General features: G+C 28.7%; 11 protein-coding genes and 1 pseudogene. All 12 read left to right on the top strand.

What is annotated here, in order from left to right; translation table 11 throughout:
* Positions 1-32 precede the first annotated feature (32 nt).
* The 12 genes and pseudogenes from FYJ27_RS05250 (at position 33) to FYJ27_RS05200 (ending at position 16,018) form a co-directional block, all read left to right on the top strand.
* Positions 33-869, top strand: coding sequence for a DNA adenine methylase (locus FYJ27_RS05250; protein ID WP_154483804.1), 837 nt, complete (start codon positions 33-35; stop codon positions 867-869).
* Positions 862-1,736 (top strand): annotated as a pseudogene (locus FYJ27_RS13085) (type II restriction enzyme). The gene FYJ27_RS05250 and the pseudogene FYJ27_RS13085 overlap by 8 nt, the downstream one beginning before the upstream one ends.
* 31 nt (positions 1,737-1,767) lie before the next feature.
* The gene (locus FYJ27_RS05240; RefSeq protein WP_154483802.1) at positions 1,768-2,067 is read left to right on the top strand and encodes a transposase; all 300 of its coding nucleotides are present in this window, start codon (positions 1,768-1,770) and stop codon (positions 2,065-2,067) included.
* Between the two features lie 998 nt (positions 2,068-3,065).
* On the top strand, positions 3,066-4,310 hold the full coding sequence (locus FYJ27_RS05235) for an RNA-guided endonuclease InsQ/TnpB family protein (RefSeq protein ID WP_154483801.1): 1,245 nt from the start codon (positions 3,066-3,068) through the stop codon (positions 4,308-4,310).
* Positions 4,311-4,361: 51 nt separating this feature from the next.
* Positions 4,362-4,490, top strand: a complete 129-nt coding sequence (locus FYJ27_RS13080; RefSeq protein WP_226808494.1) for a DUF6483 family protein — start codon at positions 4,362-4,364, stop codon at positions 4,488-4,490.
* Positions 4,491-4,667: 177 nt separating this feature from the next.
* Positions 4,668-7,817: a tetratricopeptide repeat protein gene (locus FYJ27_RS05230; RefSeq protein WP_154483800.1), complete on the top strand. Its 3,150-nt coding sequence runs from the start codon at positions 4,668-4,670 to the stop codon at positions 7,815-7,817.
* Positions 7,818-8,078: 261 nt separating this feature from the next.
* A complete protein-coding gene (locus FYJ27_RS05225) occupies positions 8,079-9,842 on the top strand; it encodes an ABC transporter ATP-binding protein (protein ID WP_154483799.1) in 1,764 nt (587 codons plus the stop codon).
* Entirely contained in the window at positions 9,832-11,574 is a 1,743-nt protein-coding gene (locus FYJ27_RS05220; protein WP_195839082.1) for an ABC transporter ATP-binding protein, read from the top strand. The genes FYJ27_RS05225 and FYJ27_RS05220 overlap by 11 nt, the downstream gene beginning before the upstream one ends.
* A 54-nt stretch (positions 11,575-11,628) precedes the next feature.
* Entirely contained in the window at positions 11,629-12,138 is a 510-nt protein-coding gene (locus FYJ27_RS05215) for a nitroreductase family protein (protein ID WP_154483797.1), read from the top strand.
* Positions 12,139-12,304: 166 nt separating this feature from the next.
* A complete protein-coding gene (locus tag FYJ27_RS05210) occupies positions 12,305-13,078 on the top strand; it encodes a nitroreductase family protein (protein ID WP_154483796.1) in 774 nt (257 codons plus the stop codon).
* A 196-nt stretch (positions 13,079-13,274) separates the two neighbouring features.
* Complete coding sequence (locus FYJ27_RS05205; RefSeq protein WP_154483795.1) at positions 13,275-13,718, top strand: MarR family winged helix-turn-helix transcriptional regulator; 444 nt, start codon at positions 13,275-13,277, stop codon at positions 13,716-13,718.
* 44 nt (positions 13,719-13,762) lie between these two features.
* Positions 13,763-16,018: an ABC transporter ATP-binding protein gene (locus tag FYJ27_RS05200; protein WP_154483794.1), complete on the top strand. Its 2,256-nt coding sequence runs from the start codon at positions 13,763-13,765 to the stop codon at positions 16,016-16,018.
* Positions 16,019-16,039 lie beyond the last annotated feature (21 nt).

The following is a 16,039-nucleotide window of genomic DNA, read 5'->3' as shown; positions in this document are numbered from 1 at the left end:
GTGGATGAGTATTTAGTTAGGAGAGGATTTAATTGAAAAAAGATAAAGCAGTGGCACCAGTTGTTAAATGGGTTGGAGGTAAAAGACAGCTTATTTCTGAAATTGATAAATTTATACCTTCTCATTATTCTACTTATTATGAACCATTTTTAGGAGGAGGGGCATTATTGTTCTATTTGCAACCTTATGAGGCAGTAGTTAATGATATAAATGAAGAGCTAATTAATTTGTACCAAGTTATAAAAGATAATGTGGATGAATTAATTGAAGATTTAAAAAAACATAAAAATGAACCGGATTATTTTTATGAAATACGAGGACTAGATAGAGATATAGAAAAATATAAAAAGCTAAGTCCTATTGAAAGAGCTTCAAGAATTCATTATTTGAATAAAACTTGCTTTAATGGCTTATTTAGAGTAAATTCTCAAGGACAATTCAATACACCTTTTGGAAGATACAAGAGACCAAATATTGTAAACGAAACAACTTTAAGAGCAGTAAGCAATTATTTTAATAATGCGAACATAACTTTTAAATGCTGTGATTTTGAAGAAGCAGTTCAAGGTGCTAGAAAAGATAGTTTTATTTATTTTGATCCACCTTATGACCCAGTAAGTGATACAAGTAGTTTTACTGGTTATGATAAAGGAGGTTTTGATAAAAAAGAACAAAAAAGGCTTAAAAATCTATGTGATGAATTAAATAATAGGGGAGTTAAATTTTTATTATCTAATTCAGAAACTGAATTCATATTAGATCTGTATAAAGATTATAAAATAGAGATTGTACATGCTAAAAGGTCAATTAATTCAAAAGGGAACAAAAGGGGAAAAGTGAATGAAGTGTTGGTGATGAATTATGAGTAAAACCAAAAATGATTTGGCTTGGGAGAAACTTTTTGATAAATATAATATTATATCTAAAATAAATGATGAAGGTTTTTTCAAAATTACTTCTAAACAGATTAATGAATTTAGAGAAGCTAGATTAGCCACTAAATTTGATCATAAGATTAACTTACCAGAATTATTTAGAGAAAACCATTTATCTATTTTACCAATAACTAGAGGAAGCTATATTATATCTTCTTTTGAAGCATACAAAGAGTTTAATGAAATAAATACAGAAATAACAAAAATTTCATTTCCTAAATACATAGAAAGTATTGACTATGAAAATATAACATCTGAAGCTATTGCAATAAATTGTGCCTTTGTTTCAGGAATATTATCAGATTTTCTTCAAGAAGATCGCTTATTTCCTACAGTTAGTGGAAGAATGAGTTCAAATGAATTTTCCTTTTATATAAATAATTCAAATATTAATAAAGATGTAAAAGTTATGGTTTCAAATTCTCAAGTGGAAATTGACGGTGGTATGAGGGGAAAAGTAGTCTTGCTTTAATAGAAGCTAAAAATTCAATTTCTGATGATTTTCTAATTAGACAATTATATTATCCTTTTAGATTATGGAATGACAAGATAACAAAGACAATAAAACCAATTTTTATGGTTTATTCTAATGGGATTTTTACGCTATATGAATATGAATTTCAAGAGCCAAATAATTATAATTCATTAGTTTTAATAAAACAAAAAAATTATACTTTAAAACAAGATGATATTAAATTAGATGATATAAAATCTATATTGAATAGAGTAAGTGTAATTCAAGAACCTAAAATCCAACTATTAAGCCCCCTAACCTATTTGGACAATCGCACACTAATTTAGTAAAATAAAAATTAATGGGAGGTTGTCTAAATTGAGAGGTAAAGGTAAAAGATATCCAGAAGAATTTAAACGTCAAATTATTAAGGAAGTAGAGGAAACTGGTAATGCTACCTTAGTTGCCAGAAGACACGATTTAGTTCCTGGAACTGTTACCCGCTGGGTTAGGGAGTCAAAGAAAGAAAATGGACTAATTCTAAGTTATAATTATTCCAATAATATTAATGCTAAATCTCTAGAAGAAGAAAATGAGCAATTAAAAAAATTATTAGGCGAAAAAGATTTAGAAATTGCCATTCTTAAAGACCTTTTAAAAAAAACGAACCCACAATAGAAGATAAAGTTAATATTGCCAAGAAATGGATTGATTTAGGATATACTGCAGTTATTGTCCTTAAAATTCTTGGACTAAGTAGGTCTACCTATTATTACAATATTAAAAAAAGAACTAAAACTGAAGATATGAATGAAGATACAAAAATAAATAAAGGCGGTAGACCAATTCCTGGTTACTCTTTTGATAAAGATGGCAATGGTATTTGTGATGAACAAATAAAGAAATATCATATGGGATTATCTTGCAAAACTGAAGACATAATCGTAACCCTAATACTTTGCCTTCAGGTGCCTAACACATTAATATTTAGCTGAAATCAAGGGCCTGCGTTAGCAGGGGCGTAGCCTTTATCCTTGATGAAGATAAATATTAATGTACAATAAACCAAGGGCAAAATGAAATATTATGATATTGGAAGTATTAGTGAGTTTTTGTCCAAAATTAAGGGGTCAATCCGCTATTGAGAATAATTCATGCAATAATTATGAAAGATGTTGATTACGATGAAAGTAAAATGATGTCACAAATAAGTTATCCAGATGAATTCTTAAACGAGGCTGCTTAAACCTATCAATATAATGGATTGAATTAAATGTGAGTTATTAATGTTTTAAAAGATTCTATTTAAATATGGTAGCTAAAATAGAACTTGAATTAAAATCTACAATTATAAAAACAACAAAAGTGACGATCCTGTAATTCCTCCATTAGGATACAATCCTGCATACGAGCATAACGGGACTCACATATAGATTAAGTTGGACGAAGGAAGTTTGGGAGATAAATCCTGTTAGAAAGAGGTTCTACTACTATATATAGTGAGCGAAAAGTCACTGTTCATAAAAAATATATAGATGCTACTTTTATTAAGTGAGGATTAAAATAGATATTTAATGTTAAATAAGCTTATTTTACTTTAAATAATCTATGAAAACAATAAAAAATTAATCATAAGTATTGAAAAATAATACTTGATTTAAAGAGGAGGTGAGAAAATGAAGTTGTCGTTTAAATTTAAACCAAGTTTTACAGTAGAACAATTAAGTATTATAGAGGAATTATCTTACCATACAACTAAACTCTATAATATTATTAATTATGATTTAAGAGAGAAAGGTTTTAAAACTTATGTAGATATTGAAAATTCTTATAAATCTAATTGGCATTGTGATTTTCTGCATAGTCATACAAGACAACATTGTTTTAAAATATTAGAACAAAATTGGAAATCATATTTTGCAAGTATTAAAGACTATAAAGAAAATCCTCATAAATACAAAGGACTTCCTAAACCTCCTAAATTTAAAAACATGGAAAATAAGAAGAATGAGATTGTATTTACTAACCTTGCTATAAGATTTAAAGAAAATACATTAATGCTATCTCTCTCTAAAGCAATTCAGAAAACATTTGAGGTAGAAAGTTTAAATTTTGAAGTTTCTAATAAACTTCAAAGCCTTATAAATTGGAATGAATTGCAACAAGTTAGAATTAAATGGGATAACTCTTTAAAACAATGGTACTTAATTGTAATCTATAACAAACAAGAATTAGAACCAATAAACAATACTAATATTATGGCTATTGATTTAGGTTTGGATAATCTTGCTACACTAACCTTTAAAGAAGGTAATGAAACTTACCTATTTTGTGGTAAAAAACTTAAATGTATCAATGCTTTTGTAAACAAAAAAAATGCTTATTATCAAAGTATTGAAATGAACAAATGTGGTTCAAATAAGTTCAAAAATACTAAAATGATAAATTCTTTAAGAAGATATAGGAATAATTATGTTAATGATTATCTTCATAAAGTAAGTAAAAATATAATAGATAAGGCAATAGAGCATAAGGTAAAAAAGATAGTTATAGGTAAAATCAAGGGCATTAAGCAAGATATGAATTATAATAAATCCTTTGTTCAAATACCAGTACAAAGACTTGCTGAATTAATAAAGTATAAGGCAAAATTAAAAGGGATTGAAATTAAGTTCAAAGAAGAAAGTTACACAAGTGGTTGCAGTGCTTTCGATTTAGAACCGATAAATAAAAAGCATTACGATAAAACCCGTAGAGTTGTTAGAGGATTGTTCAAATCAAGTTTTGGATTAGTTAATAGTGATGTAAATGGCTCATTAAATATATTAAGAAAAGAAGAAAAATGTATTCCCGAAATAGTTCAAACTATGAGGGATAAAGGGAGTGTGTCCTCCCCGTTGAGAGTAAGGGTTGCCTGTTAAGGTGGAAACTTAAATATCAAACCTCTCACGAAGCCACCGTTACTTGTCTCGGTGGTAGTTCACAATAGACTAAATAAATTAAATGATGAAGAGTTAGAAAGAGCAAATTTCACACGAGAAGAGATAAAATCAGGTCTTGAAGATATATTAAAACTATATAATATAAGTTTAACTATTTAAAATCTTACAATAAAAAAGATGGTTTTAAACAATCTGGGTTATTTGAAATGACTTAGATTGTTTTTTACTGTACCAAAAGTGGTGTGACCTAAAAGAGGAAATAGGCGAATTATGTAGAAGATTAATATATCAACTTAAATTGTAGTTCACTAAATAACAAAATATGAGGTGATTATTATGGATAACTCATTATTTCATAGTAAAGCTGGAACAATTAAAGTAGCAAATGGGAAAAATCCGAGGACTCCTTATCTACATCAATCTGAAGCAATTAGAGCATTAAATAAAAAAGTAAACAATGAAGATATATATGAAGGATTAATTGTTTTACCAACAGGAGGTGGAAAAACATATACTGCAGTTTTATGGTTGTTAAAAAATATAATTGATAAGAATAAAAAAGTATTGTGGATAGCCCATAGACATGAATTATTAAATCAAGCTTTAAGCTCAGTTATTGATAATAGCTATTCAGATATTTTAGTAAATAGAAAAGAATTTAAATATAGGGTTATTTCTGGAGTACACGATAGACCCGTAAATATTCAATCTGATGATGATTTCATTATAGCTAGTAAAGACAGTATAAATTATGGCATGGAGTTTTTATTGGATAATTGGATAAGAAAAAATAAAAATAATATAGTACTTGTAATTGATGAAGCTCATCATGCTGTTGCTAAATCATATAGAAAAATAATAAATAATCTAGAGGAAAATAATAAAGAGTATTTTAAACTCATAGGATTAACTGCTACTCCTTTTAGAACTTCTGAAAGTGAAAAAGGTTTATTAAAAAGGATTTTTAAAAATGATATTATTTATAGTATTGATCTTAAAACTTTAATAAACAGGGGAATATTATCTGATCCTATTTTCATAGAGGAAAAGACAAAAATAGATATGGCCAATGACCTTACAGACAATGATATTAAAAAAATTCAACGTTCATCAAATTTACCTCAAGATATCGCGGTAACTATAGCTGAAAATAAGATTAGAAATAATTTTATAGTCAATCACTATGTTGATAATAGAGAGAAATATGGACAAACCCTTGTTTTTGCTTTAAATATTCAACATGCAATTGAATTAAAAGCGGTCTTTGAAAAATATGATGTTTCATGTGATTTCATTGTATCTGATATTAGAGATACTTTTACACATGCAACCGTATCTAAAGAAGAAAATATGGAAAAGATACGTAAATTTAGAGATGGGGAAATGGAAGTTCTAATAAATGTAAACATACTTACAGAAGGGGTAGATCTTCCTAATGCTCAAACAGTATTTCTTACAAGACCAACCATTTCTACAATATTAATGACTCAAATGATAGGTAGAGCACTTCGAGGAGAAAAAGCTGGTGGAACTAAAAAGGCTTATATAGTAAGTTTTGTAGATGATTGGAAAGATAAAATTGCATGGATAAATCCTGAAACATTGTATGAAGAGGAAGGTACTTTTGCCGAGAAACCTAAAGAAAGAAAAGAGTATATAGTAAAACTTATAGCTATAGATAAGATAGAAGAGTTTGCCAAGATGATGGATGATACTGTAGATACAGATGAATTAAAGGATATGCCTTTTATAGAAAGAATACCAGTTGGATTATATTCTTTTAAAATACTAATACCTTCTGATAATGATGAATATAATGAGAAAAATTGTGACATTATGGTTTATAATACATATAGACAAGCTTATGAAGAGTTTGTAAATGATTTAGATATTATATTTAAAGAGAAAAATTTAGAAAGCAAAGAATTTTTAGAGGACTATGAATTAGAGTATTTATATGGAGAAGTTAAAAGAAAATACTTTGAAGGATATGACACAACTATAGGTTATAGAAGCGAGGATATAAAAGATATTTTAAGATATTTTGCTCAAACTTCTTTTAAACCTGTATTTTTGGCATTTGAGGACAGAGAAAAATATGATATTTCCAAAATTGCCTTATATATTTGGGAAAGTGATATGAGAAGAACAGAAGAAAAACAGTATGTAGATGAATTATGGAATGATGAAAAAGGTTTTTTAAAAATATTTTTTGGTGGAAATAAAAGATATTTCATTGAACAATTGAATAATGAGATATATAAAATTAGTAGGGGGATTTCTACTGCCCCAAAGGAGGGGTCAACAGTTAGTGAAGAGGAAGTAGATATGAAAAAATTGACTTTGTGGCAAATTAAGCAAAAAGATTTTAAGTATTGGAAAAGTCTAACTGATTCTGTTTACAATAACTTTAAAGATGAAGATGGATATTATTTTAGTGCACAAAGTGGATTTAAAAGTAAGAAAAAAGGAGATTTTCAAATAGATCATATTAAGCCTATGTCAAAAGGAGGTTTGACAGAATTATCGAATCTTCAATTATTGACTAGAAAAGAAAATATGGAAAAAGGTGATAAATATGATGAAAGTAAAAAAGAATATGAAGAGAAAAATAATGACAAGGAATTAGATGATATATATAAGAAAATAGATAGTTTAATAGAGAAAGAAAAAGAACAAGAAGCAATAGATTTTATAGAAGATTGTATAAAAGAAAATGAAAGTCCTGAATTGTATAATGAGCTTGGAAATGTGTATTATGATAATAAGGATTATGAAAATGCAATGAAAGCATATAAAAAAGCTGTTGAAATAGATAAAGATTATGTACATTCTTTGTATAATATAGCTCTTATACATTATAGAAGATGGAGTTTTGATAAATCTATTGATTTATTAAATAGAGTATTAAAGATAAATAAAGATTATTATGAGGCTTTAACTTTATTAGGGGATATTTATTTAAAAAGAGAAAATTTTGATGAGGCTTTAAATTATTATGGAAAATCTATTAGCATTAATAATGAAAATTACTCAGGTTATGAAGGAATGGGTTATGTCTATTTTATTCAAGAATATTATCAAGAAGCACTAAATTATTATGATAAAGCCATAGAATTAAATAATAAAAATGCTTATGCATATAATATGAGAGGAAAATGCTATAAAGAGTTAAGAATGTATGACAAAGTACTTGACGATTATTATAAGGCTATAGAGTTAGACCCAGAATATGTAAGTGCATATTTTAATTTAGCCAATGAATTAGATAGAAAAAGAAGGTATAAGGACGCAATTAAAAATTATGAAAAAGTAATAGAATTAGATCCTCTTGATGATATAGCCTATAATAATATGGGATATACATATTTCAAAATGAAGGAATATGAAAAAGCCCTAAAATGCTATGATAAGGCAATACAAATAAACCCTAATAATAAATATGCAATTAGAAATAGAAAGCAAGTTAAAAAATATTTAGTTTAGAGCACTTTATTTGTGTAATTATTTATAGATAATTTTTAAATGCTAGAATAAATAGATAAAAAAGATGGTTTTAAACAATCTAGGTTATTTAAAATAACTTAGATTGTTTTTTACTGTATTAAAAATAAGAGGGAATAGGTGAATGATGTAGAAGATTATTATATGGTACTGCCTAATTTGATATTTTTAGATTTATATTAGAAAAATTCATATTAAATGTTAAAATATTAAATACAAATACAATAGTTAGGATGGGTTCTAATGAAAGAAGAAGGTTCTAAAATCAAATTTTCTCCACCTAAAGATAAGGAAAAGCTATTATCTTATATAATGAAATATCATAGACAATTTTTAATCACAGCTATTTCAGGTATATTTTTTAATTCAGCAATTGTACTAGGTCCAATTTTTCAGGGGAAATTATTAGATGCTGCAGCTAGTTCAGCTAATGTCAAAGGTATAATAAAGGCTGGATTTGAGTTTGTTGGTGTAACTTTAGCTTTTCAAATTGCTAGGTTTTTCAAACGATATTTTGTTAGAGATATGGCCAATCGTATGAGTGGTGATATGCGTGTTGGAATAATGGAGTCTATATTATATAAAGATTTAAGTATTTTAGAAAAGCAAAAGATAGGAGATATGATGTCTACTACTATAGGTGATGTAGATATTGTTGTTGAAGCAGTAAGAAAAACTATTACTGAATTGTGGGATACGTGGGTTCTTATGGCTGCCTATTGGATTGCACTTATGTACTATGATCGTAAAATAACTTCAATAGCAACTATTCCTATTCCATTAGTTATTGTATTGACTCAACTAATGAAAAAAACGGTCCATTCACACTCAAAAGAAGCTAGAAAAGCTACTTCAAAGACAACTACTCAGATTAGAAAAATGATTTCAGAGGTAAATATATTACGTTTGTATGGAAGAGAAGAAGCTGAAATAGGAAGATTAGAAAAAAGGTTGTCAAAACAGGCAAATAAAAATGTTACTGTTAATATTTTAAAAAATGGGTTAGCACCTATATATTCTGCATTGGCAAGCATAGGAATTATTATAGTTATATTTTTAGGAGGAAATAAGGTTGTAGACCGTAGTTGGACTATTGGTACATTTACAGCATATATAGCTATGTTTATAGCATTGGCAAATAGAACTACAACTGCTGCAAAAGTTTTCAATATTCAACAAGGTGCTAAGGCTTCTTGGGACAGAGTTTTAGGTTTAATGGACAATGAAAATCCAATGTTTTTTAATAAAATAGACAGTCTTAAACCGAGAGGTATATATGTAGAAAATCTTTCCTTTAAATATCCAAACAATGATGAATATGCAATTGAAGATATTTCCTTTAAAGTTTCATCTGGCATGATAGTTGGTATAACAGGATCTGTAGGTTCAGGTAAAAGTGCATTAGCCCTTGCGTTAACTGGACTTTATGATTATGAAGGAAAGATTCTTTTAGACAATGTGAATTTGAATGATATTGACTATGAACAAAATTTGGCTACCATCACATATATGGGGCATAATCCTTTTCTTTTTTCTGATACTTTGAAAAATAATATTACTTGGAATGATAAAAATGATGAAAAATTAGATAAGGTATTGACAATTGCGTCTTTAAAACAGGATATTGAAAGCTTTGAAAATGGCATAGATATACAAGTCGGGGAAAAAGGTGTAAAAGTTTCTGGTGGTCAAAAGCAAAGAATAGCTTTAGCAAGAGCACTATATAAAGATGCTAGTATTGTAATACTTGATGATCCTTTTTCTGCTGTAGATATAAATACAGAAGATAAGATTATTAAAAATCTAAGGGAAAATATAGATGATAGGATTATATTTATTTTTTCACATAGACTTGATGTCTTTAAATATACAGATATGGTTTTAGTTCTTGATAAAGGCAAAATTGTTCAAAAAGGTTCTCATGATGAGTTAATTAGCGTTGATGGCATATATAGTAAGATTATAGATTCTCAACAATTTTTAGGAGATGAATCAATTGAAAAATAAAATAGTATCTAATTCAATTAAGACAACTTTCAAAGACAAATTTATATATATTATATTCTTAGCTATTGCCATTATTGTTGGTATTTTAATGCAGTTAATTCCACCCCAAATTCTAAAAAATATTATAGACAATAATATTTCAAAAGGGATTTATGATAATCTATGGAAATTGTCTTGTTATTATCTATTGGCTGTAGTATTAGGTGGTGTTGCTGATTTCTTTCGTGAATATATGATGGCAATTGTAGGACAAAATATTTTATTAAATGTTCGATTGAATATGGCGAAAAAACTATCAGAATTGCCAATATCATATTTTTCAAATAATGCTGTTGGTGAGATAATGAGCCGATTTACTTCAGATGTGGATGCAGTTGGCACACTTTTTACAAGTGGTTTAATAGGTATGTTATCTGATGGACTAAAAGCAGTGGGAATTATAATATCTATATATTTTTTAAGTCCTACACTAGCACTATATATGATGATTCTAGTCCCTATAATATATTTGATTGCTAGATTTTTCAAACACAATACTTTTAAAGCTCAAATGGAGGCAAGAAGAGCCGTTGGACATATGAATGGTTTTGTTCAGGAAATATTTAATGGAATAAGAACAATTAAGATATTTGGGATGGAAAATCAGCTCATATCTGATTTTCAGAAACCGTTGAATCAGAATATTGAAGCAGTTCATAAAACCAGTACATTGGATTCCATATTTCCTTGTTTAATGCAAATACTTAGGGCGATTATTATAGCTATTACTGTGGTCATAGCTGCACCAAGTGGCTTAGGAGCTTTAGGAATTAGTATTGGTTCAGTTGCAGCTGCAGTTGATTTGATATCAAGAATGCTTGCACCTATTGAAGCCATAGCTGTAGAATTTCAGACAATACAAGAAGCTCTTTCAGGGTTTCAAAGAATAAATGATTTTGGCAACGAGGAGGAAGAACACAAAACGGAATTGTTATTGGATAAAAAAGTTTTAGGCCCTTTACCTATAACTATAAATAATGTTACTTTTGCTTATGATAATTCTAAAAATATTGTTGAGAATATTTCATTTGACATAGAACCAGGAACTAAGGTTGCACTAGTAGGAAGAACAGGTGCTGGAAAAAGTACTATTTTAAATCTTGTAGCAGGACTATATAAGCCGAATCAAGGTGGTATAAAAATAGGGGATTTTGATCCTTTTGAAATGCCGGCTGATATGCGTCGCAGAACTATAGGCATTGTGTCTCAATCCTTTCCAATATATGATGGAACTATTAGGGAAGCAATTACATTATATGATGAAAGTATTACAGAAGAAGAAGTAATAATTGCAGCTAAAACGGTAGGATTGCATGAAGATATTGTGAAACTTTCTAAAGGATATGATACTATAATTGGAGAAAGAGAAATGAAGCTTTCTCATGGACAATATCAATTATTAGCCCTTGCTTGTGCACTAGTATGCAATCCACCTATATTACTTCTTGATGAAGTAACCTCTGGTTTAGATTCTATAACGGAGGCAAAAATTTTTAAAGCATTGAAAGAAATATCAAAAGATAGAACAATCCTTACCATAAGCCATAGAATATCTGGCATCATTGACGCTGATAAAGTTGTTATGCTGGAAAATGGAAGAATTGTAGAAATAGGTACGCCACAAGAACTTGCAGGAAAAGATGGCTGGTATGCTAAATATAATCAGATTGAAAAATTAGGATGGAAGATGTAGTGGATTTAAAAATTTCCACTTTTTTATATAATTAAACATAAGGGGGTATATTTAATGGATGTTTTATCTGCAATAAAAGGGAGAAGGAGTATAAGAAAGTATAGTAGTAAACCTGTAGAAGAGGAAAAGTTATTAAAGGTACTGGAAGCTGCTAGACTTTCCCCATCTGCAAAGAACTTACAAGAATGGAGGTTCATAGTTGTAAAGGATTCAAAACTAAGAGAAAAACTTACTAATGAGGCCATTAAGCAACCATTTGTTGGAGAAGCTCCAATAATTTTAGTCTGCTGTGGTACAGAAGCAAGTGGAGTTATGAAATGTGGGCAACCACGCTACACAGTTGACCTATCTATTGCTACAGCATATATGATATTAGAAGCATATGAACAAGGACTGGGAACTTGTTGGTTAGGTAGTTTTGATGAAAATAAAGTTAAAGATATATTAGACATTCCGGAAGATGTAAGAGTAGTATCCATAACTCCATTAGGATATCCTTCAGAATCCCCATCTCAAAGACCGAGAAAAGAACTTAATGAAATTGTAAGTTACGATAAATACTAAATTAAGATTAATATTTAGTAAAAAATAATCTGGGTAAAACAATATTATATTACTCAGATTATTTTTATATTTAAAAAGGGAATAGAAGGATTATGTAGAAGAGTAGTATACAATGATTGGAAATATAATATTAAAGTATATAACCCAAAATAAAGGGGAAGTTAATATGAATCATGTCATTAAAACCTTAGAAGAAAGAGTATCTCTTAGGAGATATAAAGATTTAGATATTAGAGAAGAAGACTTAGAGACTATACTTAAAAGTGCTATGAAAGCGCCTACTGCTGGGAATATGCAACTTTATTCCATAATAGTTATAAAAGATGAAGAAACGAAGAAAAAACTTAGTAGAACTTGTGATAATCAGGATTTTATTGCTAAAGCTCCAATAATATTATTATTTTTAGCTGATATGCAAAGATGGTTTGATTATTATGATTATTGCAATGTGAAAAAAATGTGCGAAGAAAAGGATATAGTATATAATGGTCCAGAAGAAGCTGATTTGTTTTTAGCTTGTAGTGATGCCTTAATAGCAGCACAAAATGCTGTAATAGCTGCAGAATCTTTAGAAATAGGTTCTTGTTATATTGGAGATATAATGGAAAACTATGAAATCCATAGAGAAATATTTGGATTGCCTAAATGGACATTTCCTATAGCACTTTTGCCAATGGGATATTATCCAGAGGATTTTGAAAGGGTTCATAGAGAAAGATTCGGCATTAGATATATAGTATTTGATGAAAAATATAAAAGGCTTAAAAAAGAAGATTTTGAAGAAATGTTTAAAAATAGAGGTCATATGGATTATGATAAACTTAATGTAGAAAACTTTGGCCAATTCATGTATTTTCAAAAAACTGGAGCAGATTTTTCCATAGAGATGGCTCGTTCTGTAAAAAAAGCTTTGGAAAATTGGAAAGGTGAAATTTTATAAATTAACTCAATTATTATAAAAGGATTAGGTTACATTATTTAACCTAATCCTTTTATTTTTTCTATAATAATACTTAGCAGCCTAACATAAAAAACAATTTATAATAATAAACTTTCTATTGACTATGATATAAGATGGTGATATGATTATATATCATATATTTAGACGGCTAACTAAATAAATGGAGGTAATTTTCATGGATAATATAGATAAGGATTCATTATACTTTATATTTTTAGAAATATTAAGGCTTCACTATTATCGTACCCATGTACTTCTTGAAGAAGTAGGTATTTATCCTGGGCAACCGCCTATGCTTTTTATTTTAAATAAAGAAGGTGGGCAAAGTCAGAGTGAATTGGCAGAAAAACTGCAAGTTAAACCATCTACTATAACTGTAATGTTAAAGAGAATGGAAAAAGAAGGAATAGTAGAACGTAGAAAAGATGAATTGGATCAGAGGATAATTAGGGTATATATTACTGAAAAGGGAAGAAAATTGTGTAACGAGGCAACTAAAGTAATGAATAAAGTCCAGAAGGAATGTTTTGAAAATATAACAACTGAGGAGAAGATAATTCTTAGAAGGCTTTTTATACAAATGAGAGACAATCTGAATAATGCTCTTGATATGCAGTAGAATAATTAATAAAAATCGATTAAATTAATGTAGGGAGGAAAATTATGAAAAATATTTTAAAGGAGCTAAAACCTTTCACTATATCTATATTGATAATAATAGTTCTCTTATTAGCTCAAGCTATGACAGATCTTGCTCTTCCTGATTATATGTCAAATATAGTTAATATAGGTATACAGCAAAATGGAATAGATAATGCTGTACCAGAGGTAATCAGAGCTGGAGAAATGGAAAAGATAAAGCTATTTTTAAATGAAGAAGAAAATAGTTTGATAGATAATAACTATAAAATCATAAGTAAAGAGAATTTAACTAAAGATGAATACAATGATTATTCTAAGAAGTATGAAGCATTAGAAAGTGAAAGCTTATATATATTAGATACATCTAATAAAGAAGATATTGAAAAAATGAACTCTTTTTTAGGAAAGGCTATACTTACTAAATACAGTATAGAAAAAGGAATGCCCCAAGGTGTTGTTTCTGGAAAAGACAATAAGATAGAAAATCCTTTTGAAAAATTGCCTGAAGGTACTGATCCTTTTATGGTAATTAAAAGTTTACCTAAGGAACAATTTAAAACTTTAAAGGGTGAAATAGATAAACAATTTAAAAATATTCCAGATACTATAATAACTCAGTCTGCTATAAACTATATAAAGGTTGAATATGAAGCTATAGGAATGGATATAGATAAGGTTCAATCTAATTATATATTATCTACAGGTGGAAAAATGTTGCTCATTGCTTTAATAGGAATGGTAGCTTCAGTAATTGTAGGTTTTATAGCTGCAAAAGTTTCAGCTTCCCTTGGTAGAGATTTAAGGGATAAGGTATTTAAAAAGGTTACTTCTTTTTCAGATGCAGAATTTGATAATTTTTCAACTGCTTCTTTAATAACTAGAAGCACCAATGATATACAACAAGTACAGTTATTCGTAATGTTGTTGTTAAGAATGGTATTTTATGCTCCTATACTTGGAGTTGGTGGGGTTATAAGGGCCCTTGATACCAATACTTCTATGGCGTGGATAGTAGGGGTTGGAGTTGTAGGTATTCTAATCCTTGTAATAACTTTATTTTCTATTGCTATGCCAAAGTTTAAAAAAGTTCAAAAGCTTGTTGATAAGGTGAATCTTGTAATGAGAGAATCCCTTAATGGAATGATGGTTATAAGGGCTTTCAATACACAGAAATCCGAAGAAGAAAAGTTTGACAATGCCAATAAAGATTTAACTAAAACTAATTTATTTGTTTCAAGATTGATGACTATGATGATGCCTACTATGATGCTTATTATGAATGTTATAACATTATTAATAGTATGGGTAGGGGCTCATGAAATAGATAAAGCAAATATACAGGTTGGAGATATGATGGCATTTATGCAATATGCAATGCAGATAATTATGTCTTTCCTTATGCTATCGATGATTTCTCTTATACTTCCAAGAGCCTCAGTATCAGCTCAAAGAATAGGTGAAGTATTAGATGAAGATATTACAATTATAGATCCTAAAAAACCTAAAGAACTTAATAGTGATGTAAAGGGATTAATTGAATTTAGAAATGTTAGTTTTAAATATCCAGGAGCAGAAGCACATGTTCTTAAGGATATATCCTTCACCGCAAAACCTGGAGAGACTACTGCTTTTATAGGTAGTACAGGAAGTGGTAAATCTACTCTAATAAACTTAATTCCTAGATTTTATGATGTTACAAGTGGAAAGATTCTTTTTGATGGAGTAGATATTAAAGATATTAGTCTTTCTGATTTAAGAGAGAATATAGGATATGTTCCTCAAAAAGGAATACTATTTACAGGAACTATAGAAAGTAATTTAAAGTATGGTAAAAACTTTGATGCTAGCAACGAAGATGTACTAAAAGCCATAGAAATAGCCCAAGCAAATGAATTTATAGAAGGAAAAGAAAAAGGTATATCTTCTGATATAACTCAAGGAGGAACCAATGTGTCAGGGGGCCAAAAACAAAGACTTTCAATTGCAAGGGCCTTGGCTAAAAAACCAAAGGTACTTATATTTGATGATAGTTTTTCAGCTCTTGATTTTAAAACAGATGCTTTATTAAGAAAGGCGATTAAAAAAGAAATTAAAAATAGGACTATGTTGGTAGTGGCTCAAAGAATAAATACAATAAAAAATGCAGAAAAGATTATTGTTTTAGATGAAGGAAAAATAGTAGGTATGGGAACCCATAGAGAACTACTAAAAGAGTGTGAAGTCTATAAGCAAATTGCCTTATCACAGCTATCAGAGGAGGAACTTGCATATGAGTAAAAACAATAATACTAATAAAGG

Origin of the sequence: Anaerosalibacter bizertensis (assembly GCF_009696605.1) — a bacterium.
Taxonomy (GTDB): domain Bacteria; phylum Bacillota; class Clostridia; order Tissierellales; family Sporanaerobacteraceae; genus Anaerosalibacter; species Anaerosalibacter bizertensis.
This window is presented reverse-complemented; position numbering and strand designations above follow the sequence as displayed.